The organism is Delftia sp. HK171 (genome assembly GCF_001886655.1).
Lineage (GTDB): Bacteria > Pseudomonadota > Gammaproteobacteria > Burkholderiales > Burkholderiaceae_C > Comamonas > Comamonas acidovorans.
This window is the reverse complement of sequence record NZ_CP018101.1, coordinates 2,737,595-2,757,866: the sequence shown is the minus strand read 5'-3', so window position 1 is coordinate 2,757,866 and position 20,272 is coordinate 2,737,595. Positions and strand designations below refer to the sequence as shown.

Here is a 20,272-nt window from a genome sequence, read left to right as displayed (position 1 = left end):
ATGGATCAATCCACAATGGATCACAACGAAATGGACTCCGTTTTGTGCATTCCCTCCCCGGAGACTGATTGGGACACTATCCCCATGGAAACATGGACAGACAGGGCCAAGGCCCGCATGCGCGAACTTGGCGTGTCTCAGGAGCGCCTTGCAGAGCAGTTCGGCATGACCCCGGCAGGCATGCAGAAGTGGCTGGCAGGGACTCGGCAGCCCGCGTTTGAAGAAATCAACCAGATTGCGGATCGCCTAGGTGTGCCGCGCACTTGGCTGACTTATGGCACAGACCCAAACGACTCAACAGATGGGCTCACAGATCCCGCTAAAACGGTTCTGCGCAAGCTGATCTCAATGGAAAGGGCCGGCCGGATGCCAGAAACCCTCTGGGATGCGATCGGCTTACTGGCGACCGCAGTGGCTCCGCTGCCTGACGAAACCGCCCAGGTCAAAAGTCCTGCCGAAACGAAGAACGGCACAACAAACTAGAGCGCCGCCTGGCCAAGGCAGCGCCAAGATCTATCAGTTCTCAAGACAGCCATCAGGAGGGAGTTCCGATGACACAAAGTAAGCACTGCCTCAAATGCGGGGCGTCCACAGCATTCAGTGACGAGCCACCGCTTGCCTGCCCCACTTGCGGCGCGGTCTACAGCAAGGTCGAGCAGGCATGGCGAGAAGGACAACCCACCCGCCCTCAGCCGACGTCACGCTCCACCTCGACAACACGGCAACATCGGGACGCAGATCACCACGCCTTTGCAGCCAGGCTTAGAGAAGAAAGCATCTACCCAACATTTCGTGCTGTTGTGAAGATCGCCTACTGGCTGGGAGTGGCACTGGCCGTCCTCATCGTGGTGGGCGGGATCTTCACATCGTTCAGTACAGGAGCTGGTGCTTTTATTGGAGGCATCGTTGTTGGCGCACTCGTGTTCGTCCTCGCCAAGGTAGCCAAGGAGATGAGCCTGATGCTGGCCGATCTGAGCGATGCCACCGTCAGATCCGCAGCTCAGGCAGAGGCATCACGTCAGTCAAGCTGAGCTGACGCGCGGAATAAAATCCAAAATGGATTGACACAAATAATCCAATTTGGATAATCACCTCCAACACCCATCCCGGGTGCTGGAGGTTCCATGTCCCTTGCCCCTCTTCTGGCGCTCCATGAAGCGCTGCAGGAAGCCGAGCAGTTCATCGCCGGCTTCGAAAACGATCCCCATCAAGAAACCGACATCGGCCGCCTGCTGAAGAAGCTGCGCGGCCAGCTCGACGTCACCCGCCTGGTCGTCGACGTCACGCGCGCCCAGGCTGCAGCCGATGCTGCCGGTGCCGTGCTGACGGGCGCTGAAATGCGGGGTGCGGCATGAGCGTGCAGCCCATCCTCGATCTGGTGGCCCACCTCACGGGCGGCGCTCGCAGCCCCGACCACGACCTGCTGCTGTCATGGCTGGCCTACCCGCTGCAGCATCCCACTGGCAGATTGACCAAGGCTCTGGTGCTGCATGGGCCGCAAGGCAACGGCCAAGGCACCCTGCTGGAAACCATGGCCCGCATCCATGGCAGCGCCTACCTCTCGCTGGGCAGTGCGCAAAGGCTGCTGGACAGCGGCAACGCAGTGCTGGCCGGCAAGCGCCTGGTGGTGTTCGACAAGGCTCCGCAGGGTGAGGCCACCCATGACGCCCTGGCGCAGCTGCTTGATTCACTCACCCTGCATATCACACGCAAGGGCCACGCCCCTCGCACCGAGCCCAATCGCCTGAACCTGCTGTTCGCGTGCCGCGACAAGTCCACTCAGGGCTGGTCACCGGCCCGATTTCTCACCATAGAAACCGCGCCGCCGCGCGAGCCTGAGTTCTACCGCGCCCTGATCAACTGGCGGGCGACGGAGGGCCATGTGGAGTTCGCTCAGTACTTGCTCCAGTACCCCATCAGTGCCGCCTTCCTGGCCAGCTGTACGCTGGCAGAAGGCGCCGCCGCAGCGATGCCCGAGGCAGCACCCATCCGCACAGCCACGCTGGCCGAAGTGCTGGACCGCGCCAGCGCCACGATCTGGGACGCCGAGCGCACTCTGGACAGGCTCTCCGAAGGTTCTCCGCTGTGGAACCACTGGTATGGCCGCATGTGCGGTCTGTACACGCTGCTGCAGTGCTGTGGCGCCCTGCCCGTCGGGCCGTTCGGCCGCTCAGCCCATGAGCTGCAGGGCCTGCTCAAGGCTGCCCGCCCCCAGCTTCCCGGTGGCTTTGAAACCTACCCGGTCTTTGAGGCGCACCAGTGGCTCATGGAGCATGGAATTCAGGCGTCCGCTGATGAAGTCCCCCACCTGCAGCGCCACCTGGTCGCAGGGCTGATCAAGCAGAAACAGGTTGTAGAACCCGCCACTGGTGGCGTGCACCACGAACTGCTCGCCGTCAACGCTGATTTGCAAAATTCGGCCAATCCACATTCGACCAGTGTAGGGCGTTCACCGCAGGGGGAAACCACAGCCCATGGAGACCAGCCATGGAACTGAAAACCTTCCGCGTGCGCGTGGCCGGCCGCAGCTTCACCGGCGCCTACCTGAGCGGCGCCCTGGCCGTGGCCCTGGCGCAGTGCTTCTACCGCGTGCACAACGCATCGGCCATCAGGGTGCAGCCATGAACACGCGCCGCATTGAACTGGACGGCCCGCACCGCAGCCGCCTGCACCAGCGCCGCGTGCGCCGGCAACTGTGGGCCCTGGGCATCCTGGCCGCAGCGCTGATCTGCAGCCCCTGCATCGCCCTGCTGATCCACAGCTTGGCCGGAGGCACGCCATGACCATGGAGCTGCGCATCCACGGCCAGGTCACCGCCTGCATCTGCCGCACCACGACCGATGGCCGGCCGCTACTGGAGGTGGAGTTGAAGACGCCAGACGGCCAAGCCGTGCATGCGCGGCACATCTACCCCGACGACACCGCCGCCAGCAGCCACGCGGCCATGACGCTGGCGCGCCAGCTCAAGGGCCAGCAAGCCGAGCTGTACACCACCAATCCACGATTCACCTGGCAGCGCATGGACTGCCTGGCGCAGCACATCCGCGCCACGTCCACGCCCTGCCCTCGCAAGGATCTCGCATGAAACCCGCCCTGACCTCCATCGCTCACGGCAACGGCTTCGGCACACGCAGCAGCCGTGGCTCGGACCTGCAGCAGCCCACCCCCACGCCCAAGGCGCTGCGCCAACGCAGCATGCGCGAGCGCGTGGCCACGCCCGCCAACGACCTGCCCATCCGCAACAGCACCGTCACCACTGCGGCCTACAAATTCCCCGAGCTGAATGCATCGGTCCGCCCCGGCGCCATGGACGCCTTCGCCCTGCCCAGCGTTGTCATGGGCGAGCGCATCTACCGCAAGGCACGGCCATGACCAGCACCGCCGCATGCAAGGCCTGCACGCACTGGCTGCCTGACACCAGCGATCCGCGCATGGTGCGCCTGGGCTTCGCCCAATGCGCCAGACACCTGATGCCGGGCCGCACCTTCAACGCCGATTCGCGCTGCGACCAGTTCAGCGCCATGCCCGCCGACCAGCTCGCCGCGCGCCGTGAGGTCGCCGTGCAGCGCGTTCGCCAGCTCAAGCACAAGGAGGTGCGCTGATGGCACCCAAGACCAAAGACCCACTGATCCAGCGCGAAGTGGTGATCAGCGCCGAGGCCACAGGCAAGGGTGGCAAGCCGCATCCCCAGGCCGGCCAGCGCGGCAAGGTGATCGGCAAGACGCCCGGCGGGCGGCAGTACCAGATCGCCGTGGGCGACAGCTTGGTCAACCTGCCCATGGATGCCTTCGAGGTCGTGCAGGCCGAGCGCGAGGACAGCGCTGACGCCGGAGCGATCGTGCACCCCACGCTGCCCCTCGCCCAAATCGCGCCCAGCCGCACGAATCGCAGGGTGATCGAGGACGACGCACTCCACGACATGGCCGCCACCATGAAGCTGTACGGCGTGCTGCAGCCCCTGCTGCTGCGCCGCCTGCCGGCCGAGCGCCTGCAGGACACCTTCGAGGACGAAGCCACGCGCCGCGCCACGCACGAAATCATTGCGGGTGAGCGCCGGTACCGCGCCGCCCAGATCGCGGGCCTGCGCGTGGTGCCGTACATCGAGCGCGACGCGGATAACATGCACGCGCTGCTGATGCAGCTGATCGAGAACCTGCACCGCAGCGACCTCACGCCCCTGCAGGAGGCCCTGGGCGTACAGCGCCTGACCCTGGACCACGGCCTCTCGATCGACGGCGCCGCCGAGGCCCTGCACAAGAGCCGCACCCACGTCTTTGAATCGCTTCGCCTGCTCACGCTGTGCCCCGAGGCTACAGCCGCCCTGGCCGCGCGCACACTGACGCGCAGCGTGGCCCTGCTGGTAGCCCAGCGCCCTACCGAGGCCATCCAGACCGAATACACCAAGCGCGTGCTCACGGGCGGCCCTGATGGTGGCCCCATGAGCTATCGCAACGCCCTGGACCTGGCGCGACGCAGCTACATGCTCAAGCTGGACCAAGCCCCCTTTGCACTGGACGATGCCACGCTGTGCCCGAACGCCGGCGCCTGCGCGGTCTGCCCCAAGCACACCGGCGCGTCGCCCGAACTGTGGGACAAGAACGATGCAGACGTCTGTACCGACACCGCCTGCTTCGCAGAAAAGAAGGACGCCCACTTCGACCGCATGAAGGCCCAGGCCCAGCAGCGCGGCCAGCAGATCATCACCGGCCGCCAGGCGCGCGACATCATGCCCAGCGAGAACGGCGCACCACGCGGCTACCTGCTGCTGGACAAGCCCAGCCAGGGCAGCAGCGCGCCCGTGCGCCAGGTGCTGGGCCAGGACGTGCCGGCGGCCAGCGTCGTGCTGATCGAGGCGCCCAGCGGCAACCTGGTGGAAGCCGTGCCCACGCACACCGCCAGCGCGGCGGTGAAGGTCAAGGGCGAGCGCCAGGCGGCTGCCAAGGCCCAGGCCGAGCCCACGCGGGAAGCGCTGCAGCGCGAGTACGAAATGCGCTGGCGCGAGCGCGCGGCCGAGGCAACGATCGACGGGCTCCTGCGACTTCCCCCTGCGGATCTGGACCACATGCCCAGCCGCGCGGCCCTGCTGATCCTCAAGCTGCTGGCCGAAGGCGTGCCCACCCAGCACCTCCACCGCATGTTCCAGATCGACGGCAACGACAGCCGCGCAGACCTGGACCTACAGAGCGCACTGGAGGATCTGGCCGAGCAGGATCTGCAAGCGCAAATCCAGTACATGCTGATGATGGCCTGCACGCACGACCTACACACGGCCACTCCTATCTTCGACGAGATGGTGGACCTATCCGGCGTGGATCTCGACTCGATCCAGGGCGAGGTGCAAGACGCGATGAAAGCCGAGGCCGCAGCGCGCGCCGGCAAGGCAGCACCCTCAGACAAGGCCACGCCCAAGCTCAAGAAGGGCAAGGCCACGGCCGCAGAGGCCAGCCGCGCAATCGCCGACGCAATGGCCGCCGCAGAGGTATCCATCCCCAACGCCATCGGGCCGCTGCAGCAGGTAAGCACCCGCGCGGAAATCTAAAAAAGTCTGCCCTTCAATAAAAATTCTATCGCCAAATTCAATTTAACAAAACTACAGCAGCCTCCATAACTTTCTTACCACATAAACAATTTCTTCAAAAATCCTCTTTTAAACACCAGAAAAACAAATAGGACCTAAAGATCCATATATTTGGAGAACACTATGAATAAAGCGCAAACAGAAATATTAACCGTCTCCGATCTGGCAGAAATATTAAACTGCGACGCAGAAACTGTTGCAACACGTCTTATTAGCGGTGATCTACCAGGTACAAAGATTGGCCGCGGCTGGATAATACCCACTCAAGCACTTCTCGAACGTTTGAATGAAAAGGCACTTGATGAATCGGCCGAACGTCGGCAAGAAAGAGATATAACCCAATATACGTTGAGCACCGAAATAATAAAAAAACCCAAAAATAGATACTCGAAAAATCCAGGGATAACAAAAAACAGTTCAATACTAACAAGTAATGAGACCAACCGAGGGAAAAAACGTCGCGAACCACCGCCTCTCCCAAGGTTGGAATCAATAGTAATTACCAATTAAAAAATGCAAGAGGAAATTTCCCGATCTGTGGCTGCTTATCAAGATTACAGAATCCACAAATAATGCAGCAATTCCACCTTAAAATATTCCCCAAAATATCAGAAATTAATGCAATTGCAATTTACTTGAAATTCACATTTCAAGCACATCAAGCGACCTATTTTCTGGGGTGAAATAACGCCCAACGACCAAATCAGTGGCCTCAAGATCGGAATTTATCTCCGAAGTGGCAAATATCAGCTGATAGTCAACCTGATATGTTGAACATTCGTCCACAATGATTTTTTGCAACCGATGACTTCTCTCCACCTCCATGCCACCATCATCAATACCGTCTAACATCATAAATCGTGGAAGGCGCATAAATTCTTTTTCAGTACTCACTGTGAGGAATGCCAAGTGGAATATATGACGAAGTACCACGGCGGAGCTTTCCGAAAAATTCCTTACTCCGTTCACGTAAACTGAATTCTCTACAAAATCAAAGGTGGCGAATTCAGCATTAATAAATTCAGGAGTCAATGGCAAATCCATGCCTAACAATCTGACCATCACCTTGCTAACAGCTTCAGCCACCTCCTTCTTCCGGGATTCTTGCTGCCTCTCAAGAAGAAGAATTGAATCTTCTAGCTTACTCTCTTCATTTCTAAATTCATCTCTTTGTTTTTGCAGATCGGTTATTACTGCAGCCAGCTTTTGCTGCTCATAAGCCTGAATTATCTCCCGATCTAATGAACCAAGCTCTCTCGAGGATGCCTCTATAGCCGTCTCCACATCAGTGGACCAGACATTTGCCACACTACTGTAATCCTGTTCCAAAGATCTTATTCGTTGCGACAAATGCGGAAGATCAGTACGCAATTTACTTATCTCCTCCTCTCTAATATTTTTCAGAATACGAGATTCATTAAGCTGAACCGCAATCTCATTCTTCATTCTTAGCAGTTGATTTTTCTCTGCTTCATCTCCAATATCACCGGTGCACAGATGACAAATATTATTATTTTCTTCCGGGCTTGGAAGCTTATTCAAACAACATGGGCAAAAAACAAAGCTCAACTTTCCAAAATAGTTGCGCGTCTCCTTAGACTCATCAAGACTCTGCAACCTAGACTCCAGCTCTTTGATGAATTGGTTCGAATCTTTTAATTCAAGCTCAAGAGCAGAAATCTGATCCTTTGTTTTTGACTCTTCATGTTTGGCATCATTGAGCTGGCTCCTCAAATTATTGATATTCGCCACACTACTCAGATCTGTAGGGACGGATCGCTCCAGCTTTATTTTTGCTATTTTATCGATAAGAGCGTTTCTAGCCGACTCCAATTCGACAGTCCTTTCATTAAGGAACTCTAAATCTGGAGTTTGGCCAGACCGCCCCAGTACTCCAAAAATACTTTTCAACTCACTCTCTCGTTTTGAAATATGAGCCTGAACTTCTCTCAAACGAATCTGAGCATCATGCAAAGTGTCATCATATACCCCAGACAAATAACCACCAATCATCTCCCTATTTAAGGGACTGTCAAAGCTATCAAGCCTAAATATAGGACTATGAACACTCGGCTGATCAGCATAAAGCACCCGTAAAATCTGGTGCATTGTCAGATTTGAAGATCCCGCACCTTGCGCCTGCGGCAAATCAAGAGCCGCAAACAATGCTTGTGAAAAACTGATGCAATTAGCACTTCGCTTAAATGGATAATGCTCCCATTTCAAAAAGCCCGCCTTCAGAGACTCCTCATAGCTCCCCCAAAATATAGCCATCGGCCTTTGGGTTGTCACACCTATATCACGCTTTAAGCACGCAGTCTTGCCGTTCAAAAGAACTTCCACGCAAGTGCTTGTGCATTGAAGCGCTCCCTTCTTCCAACGAATATTTTCAGCACCCAACCCAAAGGCGAGCATATCCATTATTGTTGTTTTCCCCGAACTATTCCTACCTCTTATAATATTTACGCCAGATTTAAACTTGCAGTCAAATGCCACATGAGCGCCCTGAAATACAACCAACCTACTAACCATTAGGGTGGGTTCAAGCAGGGTCATAACGATACTCCATAAGGTGCGTCCTATCCTTTAATCCATTCTTACCTAGCAAAGGCACTTGCGACAAACCAATGATCGCGCTCAAACCAACTGATCCGGTTGACTCCAGAATATTTTCAATTCTCTGCTCAATACCAACCGGCAATGGCTTTAATGAACGAGATACATATCCCTTTGAATAGCTATCAAGATCAAAAAAACCAGATGCGACTACTGATCGCAGCGCTGCATCTTGAATCCCCTTCATTTCATGAAAGGTAGCTACCTCACTTAAAGGGTCCCTATAAATATTTGCAAGCTTCTTTGATTCTCTTCTCAAGCCAATTAACTCCGAAGGAAGTTTTATATTGGCCACGGATCCGGGAAAAACCAGATAGAAATCCAACAATCTAATTTTATCCGTCTCCACTTTATTTATATGCTCTGATATCAACAACAACCGAAATATGCAATGATAAGCATCATACGCAGGATGGTATATCAGCATTTATCCCACCTAATATGGCAGTTTCCACCCAAAAAATACAACATCCCTATCAAATCCATTGAATCGAATTCAAGTATATTCTCACCTAATATTGAACCAGTGGATTGGACAACAACATTAATACTCCCGTCTACCGCTACTCTACCCCCATCCTCCTGAATAACGGGAGTCACGATAAGAGTAAATTTTGCATGCAAATCAGTCAATACGATTGTAAATATTCTTTGGGCAGTCTTTGAGGTTTGAAATCTCAGAATTTTCTTAAAAATCTTCTCTTTAGATTTCATTGCCTCCAATAGCAAATCTTTTCGACCGCTATCAGTAAGTTTAGCCTCAAGCCCTCTAACATCACCATCTACAACCGCACCCATATAATGCAGTAGCTTTTCCGAAAACTCACCCCCGGATGAATCTCCCTGACCATCCACCCTGAGCTTGTCGTAAAGAAAATTCAGCTCTGTATTTACTGAGCCAATTGATGAGAAATTAACAACAGTCGACCTACTATTGTCATACTTATCCCCACCAACTATATCACCCTCTGCCCGGTTATGGCTTTGACTGGTAAACAAGAAAATCACCTACGATTATTTTTATTCATATCACCAGCAGCCATATCGCCGCCTACTATGTTATTTTTCTGAGAAACGATCCGTGTATTTTTATTTCGAGAAGATCGGTAAGAAAACATTATTTTAAGCGTCCAACCCGAACCAAGACCTACCAAAAATGAAATCAAGTGAGTTACCCATTCCATACCTTCTCCTTACGTAGTTGCTAGCCAATGTATCAGAGTGTACAAAAAAGGTCCAGTAGTGGACTGCTGCACTTGCGAACCTATGGTCCACTTCCTCTGTCAAAGTAAATTGGCAGACAATTCCGTCTTATGAATACCACATCCGATCCGCCAAATCCTCAACGCGGAAGCTAGCATATCTCATCGCCATTCCACTCCCCGAGGCCCAGCCCATGATGCGGTGAATCTCGACGTCACGGAACATCCAACCTCCGCTCTTTGTTCGCATCTCGAACCACTGGCAAGTCGCCTCATGCCGAAGGTCATGCTCGGTCAATCCTGGACATTGAGCGTAGCTAAATAAGTTTGCAAATCTGTTCGATAGACGAGAAGACGTTCTCGTTAACTCTCTCTGACCTCCTTCCCCTGTCCACCAAGGAAAAATTGGCTGATCCTCTACGTGCCCGGGAAACATCTCCAAGTAGTGCTTGAGAATAGCGAATAGTTCTGGCCGAATCGGTACGTCACGATACTTCAGTCTGCCATGCCATTGTTTACTAACCTTAGCGCGTATAGTTCGAGTCGCCAAGTTCACTTGGCCAAAGGTCAGCGTGTATGCCTCACGTAAACGCAAACCGGTATAGAGGATCAACAGGAACAAGGTACGCAATGCCGGGGCATCTTCCTGCTTGATGCTGCGCTCCCGATCCGGACGGCGCTCTCCAGCCAGAACCCGCTCGATTCGTTCCAGCTCGCCAGGCAGCAGGCGCCGCTCACGCTGGACGTCTTCCTTGGCCACCTTTGGCTTGGACTGGTCGCCGGCCGCAGCGTTGAGTGCCTCAATGTCCGCGCGATCTTTCTGGGTGTAGGTGGCAGCCCCTTTGGGCAACAGCCGCAGCGGGTTGCCCACCATCGCATCGGGATGTTGTCGAAGCCACCAGTCCAAGCAGCGGGACAGTGAGCCTATGCGTTTGCGGATAGTGCCGGGGGCGAAATTGCGCTCCAGCTTGAGGCTGCGCACCCAGGCCTCGGCCCATTTGTAGGTGAGGTCGGCAATCAGAACCTTACCCAGCTCGGCTACCAGCAGATCAAGAACGGGGATATCGGTGGCAGCTGGCTGGCCGGTATTGATCCAGGCGATCAGCACGAAACGCAGCCGCTCCCTGGGCTTTGGCGCGGAGACGTTCTGCTGCACCAAGCCTGCAGGCACCACGCCAGCAGCGAGCAGCTGGTCGACCTGGTGGCCATACTGCTGGGCCTCGGCCTCGTCGTCGAAAGTCATGTAGACAGGCTTGGGCAGCAGCTTACTGCGGATGGTCAGCTCATAGCGCCCACGGGGCGTCTTGCGCACACTCGACACACTCACCTCCCATTGATGCTCGGGCGGAGTGTACTCACCTCATCGACAAACTCAGAAGATTAGGTGTGGTTCGACCGCAGTTTCGGCGCGGTTTGAGGTCGATTGAGCCCATATTGAGGTGGGCCGGAAATGAAAAAAGGCCCCGAGGGGCCTTATAAGTATTTGATTTTCTTTAAATTTTTTGGAGGCGCGAACCAGAGTCGAACTGGTCTAACCGGATTTGCAATCCGGGGCATAACCGCTTTGCTATCGCGCCAAGATCACTATCAAAACATGCAGCATTGCTGCAGTTTCTAAAACTGGAGCGGGAAAACGGGTTCGAACCGTCGACCTCAACCTTGGCAAGGTTGCGCTCTACCAACTGAGCTATTCCCGCAAAAAATTCAAGCAACCAACCGTCACCTGAATCGGCTGTGCACTAGGCACATCCAAAACTGGAGCGGGAAAACGGGTTCGAACCGTCGACCTCAACCTTGGCAAGGTTGCGCTCTACCAACTGAGCTATTCCCGCTTGAATCATCCATTCTGGCAGCCAACCGCCACCAGAACCGAACAAACCCGAAAGCATGTTCAAAATCTGGAGCGGGAAAACGGGTTCGAACCGTCGACCTCAACCTTGGCAAGGTTGCGCTCTACCAACTGAGCTATTCCCGCATTTCTACCGAAGCCTGACATTCTACAACGTCGTTTGCTGCGATGGGATGAATTGTAGCGTAGTTCTTGGAGGGTTCAGGAAAAACGCTACATTTTTTCATCTTCAGTGCTTGACGGCTGGCTCCACAGGCTTGGATTCCGCTGGCGGCGGCGCTGCGGCCTCCTCCTCGGACAAGGGCTCGGGCACACGCTCCAGCGCCACCTTGAGGACCTGGTCGATCCACTTGACGGGGATGATTTCCAGGCCGCTCTTGACGTTGTCGGGGATCTCCTGGAGGTCCTTGACGTTCTCTTCGGGGATCAGCACCGTCTTGATGCCGCCCCGCAGGGCCGCCAGCAGCTTTTCCTTGAGGCCGCCGATGGCGGTGACCTCACCGCGCAGCGTGATCTCGCCAGTCATGGCGACATCGGCACGCACCGGGATACCGGTCAGCGCAGAGACGAAGGCCGTCGTCATGGCCGCACCCGCGCTGGGGCCGTCCTTGGGCGTGGCGCCATCGGGCACGTGCACGTGGATGTCCTTCTTCTCGAAGGCCTCGTCCTTGATGCCGAGCATGCGCGAGCGGCTGCGCACCACGGTGCGGGCGGCTTCCACGGATTCCTTCATCACGTCGCCCAGCGAGCCGGTGCGCGAGATCACGCCCTTGCCGGGCATGATGGCGGCCTCGATGGTCAGCAGGTCGCCGCCGACCTCGGTCCATGCCAGGCCCACGACCTGGCCGACCTGGTTGTTGTGCTCGGCACGGCCGTAGCTGTACTTGCGCACACCCAGGTAGTCGGTGAGGTTGTCGGCATTGACGACGACAGTGGGCTCCAGTTTCTTGAGCTGCAGTCCCTTGACCACCTTGCGGCAGATCTTGGAGAGCTCGCGTTCCAGCGAGCGCACGCCGGCTTCACGCGTGTAGTAGCGCACGATATCGCGGATGGCGGACTGGTCGACCTGCATTTCGCCGTCCTTCACACCGTTGTTGGTGAGTTGCTTGGGCAGCAGATAGCGGATGGCGATGTTGACCTTTTCGTCCTCGGTGTAACCCGACAGGCGGATCACTTCCATGCGGTCCAGCAGCGCGGGCGGGATGTTCATGGAGTTGGAGGTCGCCACGAACATCACGTCGCTGAGGTCGAAGTCCACCTCGACGTAGTGATCGCCGAAGGTGTGGTTCTGCTCGGGGTCCAGCACTTCCAGCAGGGCGCTCGACGGGTCGCCACGGAAGTCCATTCCGAGCTTGTCGATTTCGTCCAGCAGGAACAGCGGGTTGCGCGTGCCGACCTTGTCCAGGCTTTGCAGCACCTTGCCCGGCATGGCGCCGATGTAGGTGCGACGGTGGCCGCGGATTTCCGCCTCGTCACGCATGCCGCCCAGCGCCATGCGCACGTACTTGCGGCCCGTGGCCTTGGCGATGGACTGGCCCAGCGAGGTCTTGCCCACGCCCGGAGGTCCGACCAGGCACAGGATGGGCGCCTTGACCTTGTCCACGCGCTGCTGCACAGCAAGATATTCAAGGATGCGGTCCTTGACCTTTTCGAGGCCGAAGTGGTCGGCATTGAGCACGTCCTCGGCATTGGCCAGGTCGTGCTTGATCTTGGTTTTCTTGCTCCAGGGCAGGCCCGTGAGCACGTCGATGTAGTTGCGCACCACGGTGGCTTCGGCCGACATGGGCGACATGAGCTTGAGCTTCTTGAGCTCGGCCTCCGCCTTCTTGCGCGCCTCGGCGGGCATGCGGGCCAGCTTGATCTTCTTTTCGATCTCTTCGATGTCGGCGCCGTCTTCGCCCTCGCCCAGTTCCTTCTGGATGGCCTTGACCTGCTCGTTCAGGTAGAAGTCGCGCTGGTTCTTCTCCATCTGGCGCTTGACGCGGCCGCGGATGCGCTTGTCGACGTTGAGGATGTCGACTTCGCGGTCCAGTTGCTCGAAGAGGTTTTCCAGGCGCTCCTTGATGTCCACCAGGTCGAGCACGGCCTGCTTGTTCTCAAGCTTGAGCGGCAGGTGCGCGGCAATGGTGTCGGCCAGGCGGCCGGCATCGTCGATGCTGGCGATGGAGGTGAGGATCTCGGGCGGGATCTTCTTGTTGAGCTTGACGTACTGGTCGAACTGCTGCGTCACGGCGCGGCGCAGGGCCTCGATCTCGCTGGGCTTGTGTGTTTCAGCCTCGGGCGCCACGGGCACGACGGAGCCCACGAAGTGGGTCTCTTCGTCCATGACCTGCTTGACCAGCGCGCGCTGCTGGCCTTCGACCAGCACCTTGACCGTGCCGTCGGGCAACTTGAGCATCTGCAGGATGGTGGACACGCAGCCGACATCGAACATGTCAGCGGCCGTGGGCTCGTCCTTGGAGGCGGTCTTCTGGGCCACCAGCATGATGCGGCGGTCGCCCTCCATGGCCAGCTCCAGCGCCTTGATGCTCTTGGCGCGCCCCACGAACAGCGGGATCACCATGTGGGGGAACACGACCACGTCACGCAGCGGCAGCAGCGCCAGGTCTAGGGGGGTGGAAGGCAAAGGGGTATGTCCTGACATGGGAATCCTCGGTTTGTCAGCGGAAGATGGTCCGCACACCGGTGTATTTCAACCCTGCGGCCCGAAAGGATTTCGGGCCGCAGGGACTTGCGCTGCCGGACCTTTGCAGGCGGCGGCGCATCAGGCCTTCTTGGCCGCTTCGCGGTAAACCAGCAGCGGCGCCTTTCCGTCTTCGATGGTGGACTCGTCCACCACTACCTTTTCGACATTGTCGGCATTGGGCAGCTCGTACATGGTGCCGATCAGCGATTGCTCCAGGATGGAGCGCAGGCCACGGGCACCCGTCTTGCGCGCCAGCGCCTTGCGGGCGATGGCCTTGAGCGCGGCAGGCCGGATCTCCAGCTCCACGCCTTCCATGGCCAGCAGCTTGCTGTACTGCTTGACCAGGGCGTTCTTGGGCTCGGTCAGGATCTGCACCAGGGCGTCTTCGCCCAGTTCGGCCAGGGCCGTGACCACGGGCATGCGGCCGACCAGCTCGGGGATGATGCCGAACTTGATCAGGTCTTCAGGCTCGATCTCCTGGAACACTTCCGAGATGGAGCGCTGCTTCTTGCTCTTGACCGTGGCGCCAAAGCCGATGCCGGACGCCTCGGTGCGGTTCTCGATGACCTTCTCCAGGCCCGCGAACGCGCCGCCGCAGATGAACAGGATGTTGGTCGTGTCGATCTGCAGAAAGTCCTGGTTCGGATGCTTGCGGCCGCCTTGCGGGGGAACGCTGGCCATGGTGCCTTCGATGAGCTTGAGCAGGGCCTGCTGCACGCCCTCGCCAGACACGTCGCGCGTGATGCTGGGGTTGTCGGACTTGCGCGAGATCTTGTCGATCTCGTCGATGTAGACGATGCCGCGCTGTGCACGCTCGACGTCGTACTCGCAGCTTTGCAGCAGCTTCTGGATGATGTTCTCGACGTCCTCGCCCACGTAGCCGGCCTCGGTCAGCGTGGTGGCATCAGCCATGACGAAGGGAACGTTGAGCATGCGCGCCAGCGTCTGCGCCAGCAGCGTCTTGCCGGAGCCCGTGGGACCGATGAGCAGGATGTTGCTCTTGGCCAGCTCAATCTCGTCCTTGCCGGCCTTGTCCTTGTGACGCAGGCGCTTGTAGTGGTTGTAGACGGCAACGGCCAGCGTGCGCTTGGGCAGGTCCTGGCCAATCACGTAGTTGTCGAGGTTGGCCTTGATTTCGGCGGGCGTGGGCAGGTCGCCTCGGCCGTCCTTGGCCTCGGTGCTGGGCTGCTCGTCGCGGATGATCTCGTTGCAGAGATCGATGCACTCGTCGCAGATAAAGACTGACGGACCCGCGATCAGCTTCTTGACCTCATGCTGGCTCTTGCCGCAGAAGGTGCAATAAAGGTTTTTTTCGCTGGAGGAGCCTTTTTTCTCGGCCATGGGGTCGGTGCCTTGTTACAGAAATATGGAAAAGGATGATAACCAAATGGAAAGCGGCGTTTTCCGTAGGGGGAAAACGCCGCCCATTCTCATGCAGCCTCCGGACTTCAGGAGCGCTTGTTGATCACCTGATCGACCAGGCCGTAGTCCTTGGCTTCCTCGGCGGACAGGAAGTAGTCGCGTTCGGTGTCGTGCTGGATCTTTTCCAGCGGCCGGCCCGTACGCTCGGCCAGGATCTTGTTCAGGCGCTCGCGGGTCTTGAGGATTTCGCGTGCGTGGATTTCGATCTCGGTGGCCTGGCCCTGCATGCCGCCCAGCGGCTGGTGGATCATGACCTGGGAGTTGGGCAGCGCAAAGCGCTTGCCCTTGGTGCCAGCGGCCAGCAGGAAGGCGCCCATGCTGGCAGCGATGCCGGTGCACAGCGTGGACACATCGGGCTTGATGAAGTTCATCGTGTCGAAGATGGCCAGGCCGGCGCTCACGGAGCCGCCGGGGCTGTTGATGTAGAACGAAATGTCCTTGTCGGGGTTTTCGCTTTCAAGGAACAGCAGCTGGGCCACGACGAGGTTGGCCGTCTGGTCATTGACAGGGCCCACCAGGAAGATCACCCGGTCCTTGAGCAGGCGCGAGTAGATGTCGTACGACCGCTCTCCGCGGCCGGACTGTTCGATGACCATTGGGATCATGCCCAAACCCTGAGTTTCCAATGCGCTCATGTTTTCTCCAGTACTAGGGGGCTACTTTAGCCGTATCCGGAAAGAAAATGGGGCTTGTGCGCCAAAGCACAAGCCCCGCAGATGCCAACCCGCCCGCCGATCTCACGAAGCGGCAGGCAGGCGGTGCTCAAACCCTCAGGCCTGGCCCATCAGTTCGTCGAAGGACACGGCCTTGTCGGAGACCTTGGCCTTGCCCAGCACGAACTCGGTCACGTTGTTTTCGATGACAACGGCTTCGACTTCAGCCAGGCGTTGGCGGTCGCCGAAGTACCAGCGTGCCACGTCTTCGGGCTTTTCGTAGCTGGCGGCCAGCTCTTCCACGTGGGCCTTGATCTGGTCGGGCGTGGCGTGCAGCTCGTTGGCGCGCACCAGCTCGGCCACCACCAGGCCCAGGCGCACGCGGCGCTCGGCTTGGGGCAGGAACACGTCTTCAGGGATCTCGGCCTTCTCGGCGTCCTTGATGCCGCGCTGCTGCAGCTCGGCGCGGGCGCCTTCCAGCAGACGTGCGACTTCAGCCTGCACCGAAGCCTTGGGCAGTTCCAGCTCGGCCTTGGACACCAGGGCGTCCATCACGGCCTGCTTGTTGCGGCCTTGGACACGGAACTTGACTTCACGCTCCAGGTTCTTCTTGATGTCGGCGCGCAGGCCTTCGACCGTGCCTTCAGCCACGCCCAGTGCCTTGGCAAAGGCCTCGTCCACTTCGGGCAGATTGGCGGCTTCGATCTTCTTGACCGTCACCAGGAAGTCAGCGGTCTTGCCGGCCACGTCCTTGCCGTGGTAATCGGCGGGGAATGCCAGCGGGAAGGTCTTGGACTCGCCAGCCTTCATGCCGCGCACTGCGTCTTCGAATTCCTTGAGCATCTGGCCTTCGCCAACCAGGAACTGGAAGTCTTCAGCCTTGCCGCCGGAGAAGGTCTCGCCGTCGATCTTGCCTTCGAAGTCCACGGTCACGCGGTCGCCGTCCACGGCCACATCGGCCTGGGCGCGCTGTGCGAAGGTGCGGCGCTGCTTGCGCAGGATGTCCACGGTCTTGTCGATGGCGGCGTCGTCCACTTCGGCGGTCAGCTTCTCGACTTCGGCCGAGGTCAGGTCACCGATCTTGACTTCAGGCATCACTTCGAAGATGGCTTCGAACTGGGCCTCGCCCTCGGGAGCGCCTTCCTTTTCGGAGATGCGGGGCTGGCCAGCCACGCGCAGCTTGGCTTCGTTGACGGCCTGTGCAAAAGCCTCGCCAACCTTGTCGTTGAGCACTTCGTACTGCACCGAGTAGCCATAACGCTGGGCCACCACGCTCATCGGCACCTTGCCGGGACGGAAGCCGTCCATCTTCACGGTGCGCGCCACCTGCTTCAGGCGGTTCTCGACTTCGCTCTGGATGGAGTTCAGGGGCAGGCTCAGCGTGATCTTGCGCTCGAGCTTTTCAAGGGTTTCAACAGTAACGGCCATGTTTGTTCCTATGAGGGATTGGACCGTGCCGGCTGCTGTACAGCCCGCACCGTATTGCGCAAAAGTCACGGTGCGACGCGAGCCAAGCCAGTCGGCCGCGCGGCACCTCAGATTTCAAGGGCTTACATCACATGCACCTGGCCGCTGGGGACCGCACATGGTTCGCTCAACCCGTGATGTAAGCGAAGCCGGACATTATAAACGAGGCGGTTTTGCCTTCCAGACGCGCGCTCTTGCAGGGGAATCCCGCAATCCGCCTGGCCAATGCGCCTCCTCTACAGGAAGCGGGCTTGAGCAGTGTTCGCCGCAGTTGAGCGGCGTTGGTGCGTGGTGCGCGGGGGGCGGGTCGTCAACCATTCAAAAACAATCACTTGCCTTCACTGCGCGGGATCCGTGCGGGCCAGCAAAAGGCTTTCGAGGCCGCCCGGCACACGCCAACCCAACATGCGCGCAGCCCGACCAAAGGCCCTGCCAGTCATCGCCAATCAGCATATGAAAAAGGGTCACATCAAATTGAAACATCTGGTCATTCGACCTATACTGTATGTGCATACAGTAGAAAGAAGACGCGATGCAGCACCAGATTGAGACGGTCAGGGACGATGTGGAAAGCGCCAGCGAGCAAGTGGCCGCCATCTGCGAGCTGCTGGCTGCAGCCCGGGGCACGGTCGTGCACGCCTCGGCCATTACCGCATTGCTGCTGCCCGTGTCACGCAAGCTCAGCGCGGCGGCGGGTGACCTGTCCGACCATCTGCATCGCAGCCAGGTAGTTGGCAGCAAGCGCTGCTAGACCCTCTCACCCCCACCATGACAAGACCCCGCCCTGCGGGGTCTTGTCATTTCTGCATTCGGCATGGCCGCTGGCGTGCCCGCAGCGCGCACAGGCTGCAGCGATTGCCGGGCCTGCTCCCGTCGGCAAACATGGCATTCATACCCGGCCCGCGCGCCGGACCCGGCATACCGCCTGCCCGGTGCCACCGCGATCCGGTGGCCTGAGGCGTTCCCGGCATCCGCAGCCACACGCATGGCGGGTGCACCAGGAACAGGTCCGCGCGGGCCGGCCCACGAGGAGCTTCAGTGAGTCTTGCCATTCCCTTTCCCGCGCCGGATCAGGCGATACCACCACCGGCCCGTGCCGCCGCGCCCGCCAACCCTGCACACAGGGAGCGCGCCTGATGCTGGCCATTGCCCGTGAATACGAAACGCTGGACGAGCTGTGCATGCGCCAGCTGGGCGCCACGCGCGGCGTGGTGGAAGCCACGCTGGAGCGCAACCCGGGCCTGCCGGCCCACGGTCCCCATCTGCCCGCCGGCCTGGCCGTCGAGCTGACCGAACCCGCCCAGGCGCCCAGCCTGCCCCTGATCAGTTTCTGGGATTGACATGGACCGAGAAACCATCGTCAAGACCGCCGCCCTGGAAGGCGCCAAGGCCGCGCCTCCCGTCACCGTCGTGGCCGCGAACGTGGCCAATGGCTGGACCATGACCCATACCGCCACCGCGCTGACCATCGTCTACGTGCTGCTGCAGGCCGTGTATCTGCTGTGGCGCTGGCGCAATGAACGCGAGGACCGGCGCGCGCGCCAGGCCGAGGACGCCGCGCGCAGGAAGGCGTCTTCGACCTCCACAGACACCGGAGCGGCCCCATGAGCACAGCGCGCATGCCAGCGGCAGGACTGGGCATTGGCGCGGCCATCGTTGCTGCCTGGATTGCCGCAGAAGGCTTCAGCGCGGCGCCCATCATTCCCGTGCAGGGCGATGTGCCCACCATCGGCCACGGCGCCACGCGCTACGAGGACGGCACACGCGTGACCCTGGCCGACCCGCCCATCACCCGCGAACGGGCGCGCGAACTGGCCATCAACCTGCTGGAGCAGCAGTACGGCGCCTGCGTGCGCGATTCGCTGGGTGACACGCGAGTGCATCCGGCCGAGTTCGCCCAGGCGGTGGACTTCGCAGGCCAGTACGGCTGCGGGGCCTGGCGCGGCTCCTCGATGCTGTCCAGGACACGGGCTGGCGACTACGCCGGCGCCTGCCAGTCCTACCTGTCCTGGCGATTCATGACCAGCACTCAGCCTTTGCAGGGCTTCAGCGCCTATCGATGGGATGGCGCAGGCCAGCCCACGCGCTGGCGCTTTGACTGCTCGGCTCCCGGCAACAAGGTGTGCCGCGGCGTGTGGACACGCCAGCAGGCGCGCCACGCAGCCTGCATGGAGGCCCAGCCTTGATGGACCGCCTGCAAACCCATGCCTGGCAGCTGCTGGCCCTGCTGCTGGCGGCACTGCTGGTCTGGCAGTCGCTGGCGCGGCTGGGTGCCGAGCGCGATGCGGCGCAGGCGCGCACGGATCTGGCGACCGACCGCCAGGCCGCTGCCACCGCCGCCCTGCACGCATCCGAACGCTATCGACAACGGGAAAGAGCCTACCGTGAACGCCTCGACTTTCTTGCACGCGACACGGACCTGGCCCTGGCGCGCGCTGCGGCGGATGCCGATGCTGCCCGCGCTGCTGCTGGCCGGCTGCGCGGCGACCTCGCCGACTACATCACCGCCCACCGTGTCGCCGCCCAGGCTCGCGCCGCTGCCGGACAGTGCGCGCCAGACACCGGCGCCCTCGATCTGCTCGCCGAGCTGCAGCGCCGCGCTGACGAGCGAGCGGGAGCGCTGGCGCGCATTGCTGACGACGCCCGCCACCGAGGCAGCGCCTGCGAGCGCGCCTACGACGCCGGGCTCGCGCTGACGAGTGAAGCGCGCATTCCCCATGTTCCCCGGAATCCATCGGGCCCTGCAGGCGACAGGCATTTGCCGGGCCTTTCAACCAAACCATCTACCCCCTGAAGGAA

Annotated in this window: 24 protein-coding genes and 4 tRNA genes; 16 read left to right on the top strand and 12 right to left on the bottom strand. The window is 59.3% G+C overall.

Annotated features, from left to right (window positions below):
* Nucleotides 1-15: 15 nt before the first annotated feature.
* The 11 genes from BO996_RS29420 to BO996_RS12485 all read left to right on the top strand — a co-directional run bounded on the left by BO996_RS29420 (nt 16) and on the right by BO996_RS12485 (nt 6,088).
* A complete protein-coding gene (locus BO996_RS29420; protein WP_198041284.1) occupies nt 16-483 on the top strand; it encodes a helix-turn-helix domain-containing protein in 468 nt (155 codons plus the stop codon).
* 68 nt (nt 484-551) lie between these two features.
* A complete protein-coding gene (locus BO996_RS29045; protein ID WP_156897950.1) occupies nt 552-1,031 on the top strand; it encodes a DUF4282 domain-containing protein in 480 nt (159 codons plus the stop codon).
* A 93-nt stretch (nt 1,032-1,124) separates the two neighbouring features.
* Nucleotides 1,125-1,355, top strand: coding sequence for a hypothetical protein (locus BO996_RS12515; RefSeq protein WP_071954900.1), 231 nt, complete (start codon nt 1,125-1,127; stop codon nt 1,353-1,355).
* Nucleotides 1,352-2,497: a primase-helicase family protein gene (locus BO996_RS12510; protein ID WP_071954899.1), complete on the top strand. Its 1,146-nt coding sequence runs from the start codon at nt 1,352-1,354 to the stop codon at nt 2,495-2,497. Before BO996_RS12515 ends, BO996_RS12510 begins: the two co-directional genes overlap by 4 nt.
* Nucleotides 2,488-2,625, top strand: a complete 138-nt coding sequence (locus BO996_RS29040; protein WP_156897949.1) for a hypothetical protein — start codon at nt 2,488-2,490, stop codon at nt 2,623-2,625. The genes BO996_RS12510 and BO996_RS29040 overlap by 10 nt, the downstream gene beginning before the upstream one ends.
* Nucleotides 2,622-2,783 (top strand): hypothetical protein, encoded by a 162-nt coding sequence (locus BO996_RS29035; protein ID WP_156897948.1) that lies wholly within the window; start codon nt 2,622-2,624, stop codon nt 2,781-2,783. The genes BO996_RS29040 and BO996_RS29035 overlap by 4 nt, the downstream gene beginning before the upstream one ends.
* The gene (locus BO996_RS12505) at nt 2,780-3,085 is read left to right on the top strand and encodes a hypothetical protein (RefSeq protein WP_156897947.1); all 306 of its coding nucleotides are present in this window, start codon (nt 2,780-2,782) and stop codon (nt 3,083-3,085) included. The genes BO996_RS29035 and BO996_RS12505 overlap by 4 nt, the downstream gene beginning before the upstream one ends.
* Nucleotides 3,082-3,372 (top strand): hypothetical protein, encoded by a 291-nt coding sequence (locus tag BO996_RS12500; protein ID WP_071954897.1) that lies wholly within the window; start codon nt 3,082-3,084, stop codon nt 3,370-3,372. Before BO996_RS12505 ends, BO996_RS12500 begins: the two co-directional genes overlap by 4 nt.
* Nucleotides 3,369-3,602 carry a hypothetical protein gene (locus BO996_RS12495; protein ID WP_071954896.1) on the top strand — a complete coding sequence of 78 codons (234 nt, stop codon included), beginning with the start codon at nt 3,369-3,371 and terminating at the stop codon, nt 3,600-3,602. Before BO996_RS12500 ends, BO996_RS12495 begins: the two co-directional genes overlap by 4 nt.
* On the top strand, nt 3,602-5,539 hold the full coding sequence (locus BO996_RS12490) for a ParB/RepB/Spo0J family partition protein (protein ID WP_071954895.1): 1,938 nt from the start codon (nt 3,602-3,604) through the stop codon (nt 5,537-5,539). The genes BO996_RS12495 and BO996_RS12490 overlap by 1 nt, the downstream gene beginning before the upstream one ends.
* A 162-nt stretch (nt 5,540-5,701) precedes the next feature.
* Nucleotides 5,702-6,088: a helix-turn-helix domain-containing protein gene (locus BO996_RS12485; protein WP_071954894.1), complete on the top strand. Its 387-nt coding sequence runs from the start codon at nt 5,702-5,704 to the stop codon at nt 6,086-6,088.
* 132 nt (nt 6,089-6,220) lie between these two features.
* On the opposite strand, the gene BO996_RS12480 is transcribed toward BO996_RS12485, so the two are convergent.
* The 12 genes from BO996_RS12480 to tig all read right to left on the bottom strand — a co-directional run bounded on the left by BO996_RS12480 (nt 6,221) and on the right by tig (nt 17,434).
* Nucleotides 6,221-8,134: an ATP-binding protein gene (locus BO996_RS12480; RefSeq protein WP_071954893.1), complete on the bottom strand. Its 1,914-nt coding sequence runs from the start codon at nt 8,132-8,134 to the stop codon at nt 6,221-6,223.
* Nucleotides 8,121-8,621, bottom strand: coding sequence for an ABC-three component system middle component 5 (locus BO996_RS12475; RefSeq protein ID WP_071954892.1), 501 nt, complete (start codon nt 8,619-8,621; stop codon nt 8,121-8,123). Before BO996_RS12475 ends, BO996_RS12480 begins: the two co-directional genes overlap by 14 nt.
* The gene (locus tag BO996_RS12470; protein WP_232240526.1) at nt 8,615-9,202 is read right to left on the bottom strand and encodes an ABC-three component system protein; all 588 of its coding nucleotides are present in this window, start codon (nt 9,200-9,202) and stop codon (nt 8,615-8,617) included. Before BO996_RS12470 ends, BO996_RS12475 begins: the two co-directional genes overlap by 7 nt.
* A gap of 303 nt (nt 9,203-9,505) precedes the next feature.
* Entirely contained in the window at nt 9,506-10,639 is a 1,134-nt protein-coding gene (locus BO996_RS12460) for a site-specific integrase (protein WP_156897946.1), read from the bottom strand.
* A gap of 260 nt (nt 10,640-10,899) precedes the next feature.
* A tRNA-Cys gene (locus BO996_RS12455) sits at nt 10,900-10,973 on the bottom strand.
* 44 nt (nt 10,974-11,017) lie between these two features.
* Nucleotides 11,018-11,093: transfer RNA gene (locus BO996_RS12450), tRNA-Gly, on the bottom strand.
* Between the two features lie 59 nt (nt 11,094-11,152).
* Nucleotides 11,153-11,228 (bottom strand) — tRNA-Gly (locus BO996_RS12445).
* Between the two features lie 67 nt (nt 11,229-11,295).
* A tRNA-Gly gene (locus BO996_RS12440) sits at nt 11,296-11,371 on the bottom strand.
* A gap of 103 nt (nt 11,372-11,474) precedes the next feature.
* Nucleotides 11,475-13,889, bottom strand: a complete 2,415-nt coding sequence (gene lon, locus BO996_RS12435; protein WP_071954889.1) for an endopeptidase La — start codon at nt 13,887-13,889, stop codon at nt 11,475-11,477.
* Between the two features lie 120 nt (nt 13,890-14,009).
* Nucleotides 14,010-15,272: an ATP-dependent Clp protease ATP-binding subunit ClpX gene (clpX, locus tag BO996_RS12430; protein WP_012204530.1), complete on the bottom strand. Its 1,263-nt coding sequence runs from the start codon at nt 15,270-15,272 to the stop codon at nt 14,010-14,012.
* 107 nt (nt 15,273-15,379) lie between these two features.
* Entirely contained in the window at nt 15,380-15,988 is a 609-nt protein-coding gene (gene clpP / locus BO996_RS12425; RefSeq protein WP_071954888.1) for an ATP-dependent Clp endopeptidase proteolytic subunit ClpP, read from the bottom strand.
* A 135-nt stretch (nt 15,989-16,123) separates the two neighbouring features.
* Nucleotides 16,124-17,434 carry a trigger factor gene (gene tig / locus BO996_RS12420; RefSeq protein WP_012204528.1) on the bottom strand — a complete coding sequence of 437 codons (1,311 nt, stop codon included), beginning with the start codon at nt 17,432-17,434 and terminating at the stop codon, nt 16,124-16,126.
* Between the two features lie 571 nt (nt 17,435-18,005).
* On the opposite strand from tig, the gene BO996_RS12415 reads away from it, so the two are divergent.
* The 5 genes from BO996_RS12415 (at nt 18,006) to BO996_RS12395 (ending at nt 20,267) form a co-directional block, all read left to right on the top strand.
* Complete coding sequence (locus BO996_RS12415) at nt 18,006-18,224, top strand: hypothetical protein (RefSeq protein WP_071954887.1); 219 nt, start codon at nt 18,006-18,008, stop codon at nt 18,222-18,224.
* A 385-nt stretch (nt 18,225-18,609) separates the two neighbouring features.
* Nucleotides 18,610-18,813 (top strand): tail protein X, encoded by a 204-nt coding sequence (locus BO996_RS12410; RefSeq protein ID WP_012204525.1) that lies wholly within the window; start codon nt 18,610-18,612, stop codon nt 18,811-18,813.
* 1 nt (nt 18,814) lies between these two features.
* Nucleotides 18,815-19,081, top strand: coding sequence for a hypothetical protein (locus tag BO996_RS12405; RefSeq protein ID WP_043824234.1), 267 nt, complete (start codon nt 18,815-18,817; stop codon nt 19,079-19,081).
* A complete protein-coding gene (locus tag BO996_RS12400; RefSeq protein ID WP_071954886.1) occupies nt 19,078-19,659 on the top strand; it encodes a glycoside hydrolase family protein in 582 nt (193 codons plus the stop codon). The genes BO996_RS12405 and BO996_RS12400 overlap by 4 nt, the downstream gene beginning before the upstream one ends.
* Nucleotides 19,659-20,267 carry a DUF2514 family protein gene (locus BO996_RS12395; RefSeq protein ID WP_232240525.1) on the top strand — a complete coding sequence of 203 codons (609 nt, stop codon included), beginning with the start codon at nt 19,659-19,661 and terminating at the stop codon, nt 20,265-20,267. The genes BO996_RS12400 and BO996_RS12395 overlap by 1 nt, the downstream gene beginning before the upstream one ends.
* Nucleotides 20,268-20,272 lie beyond the last annotated feature (5 nt).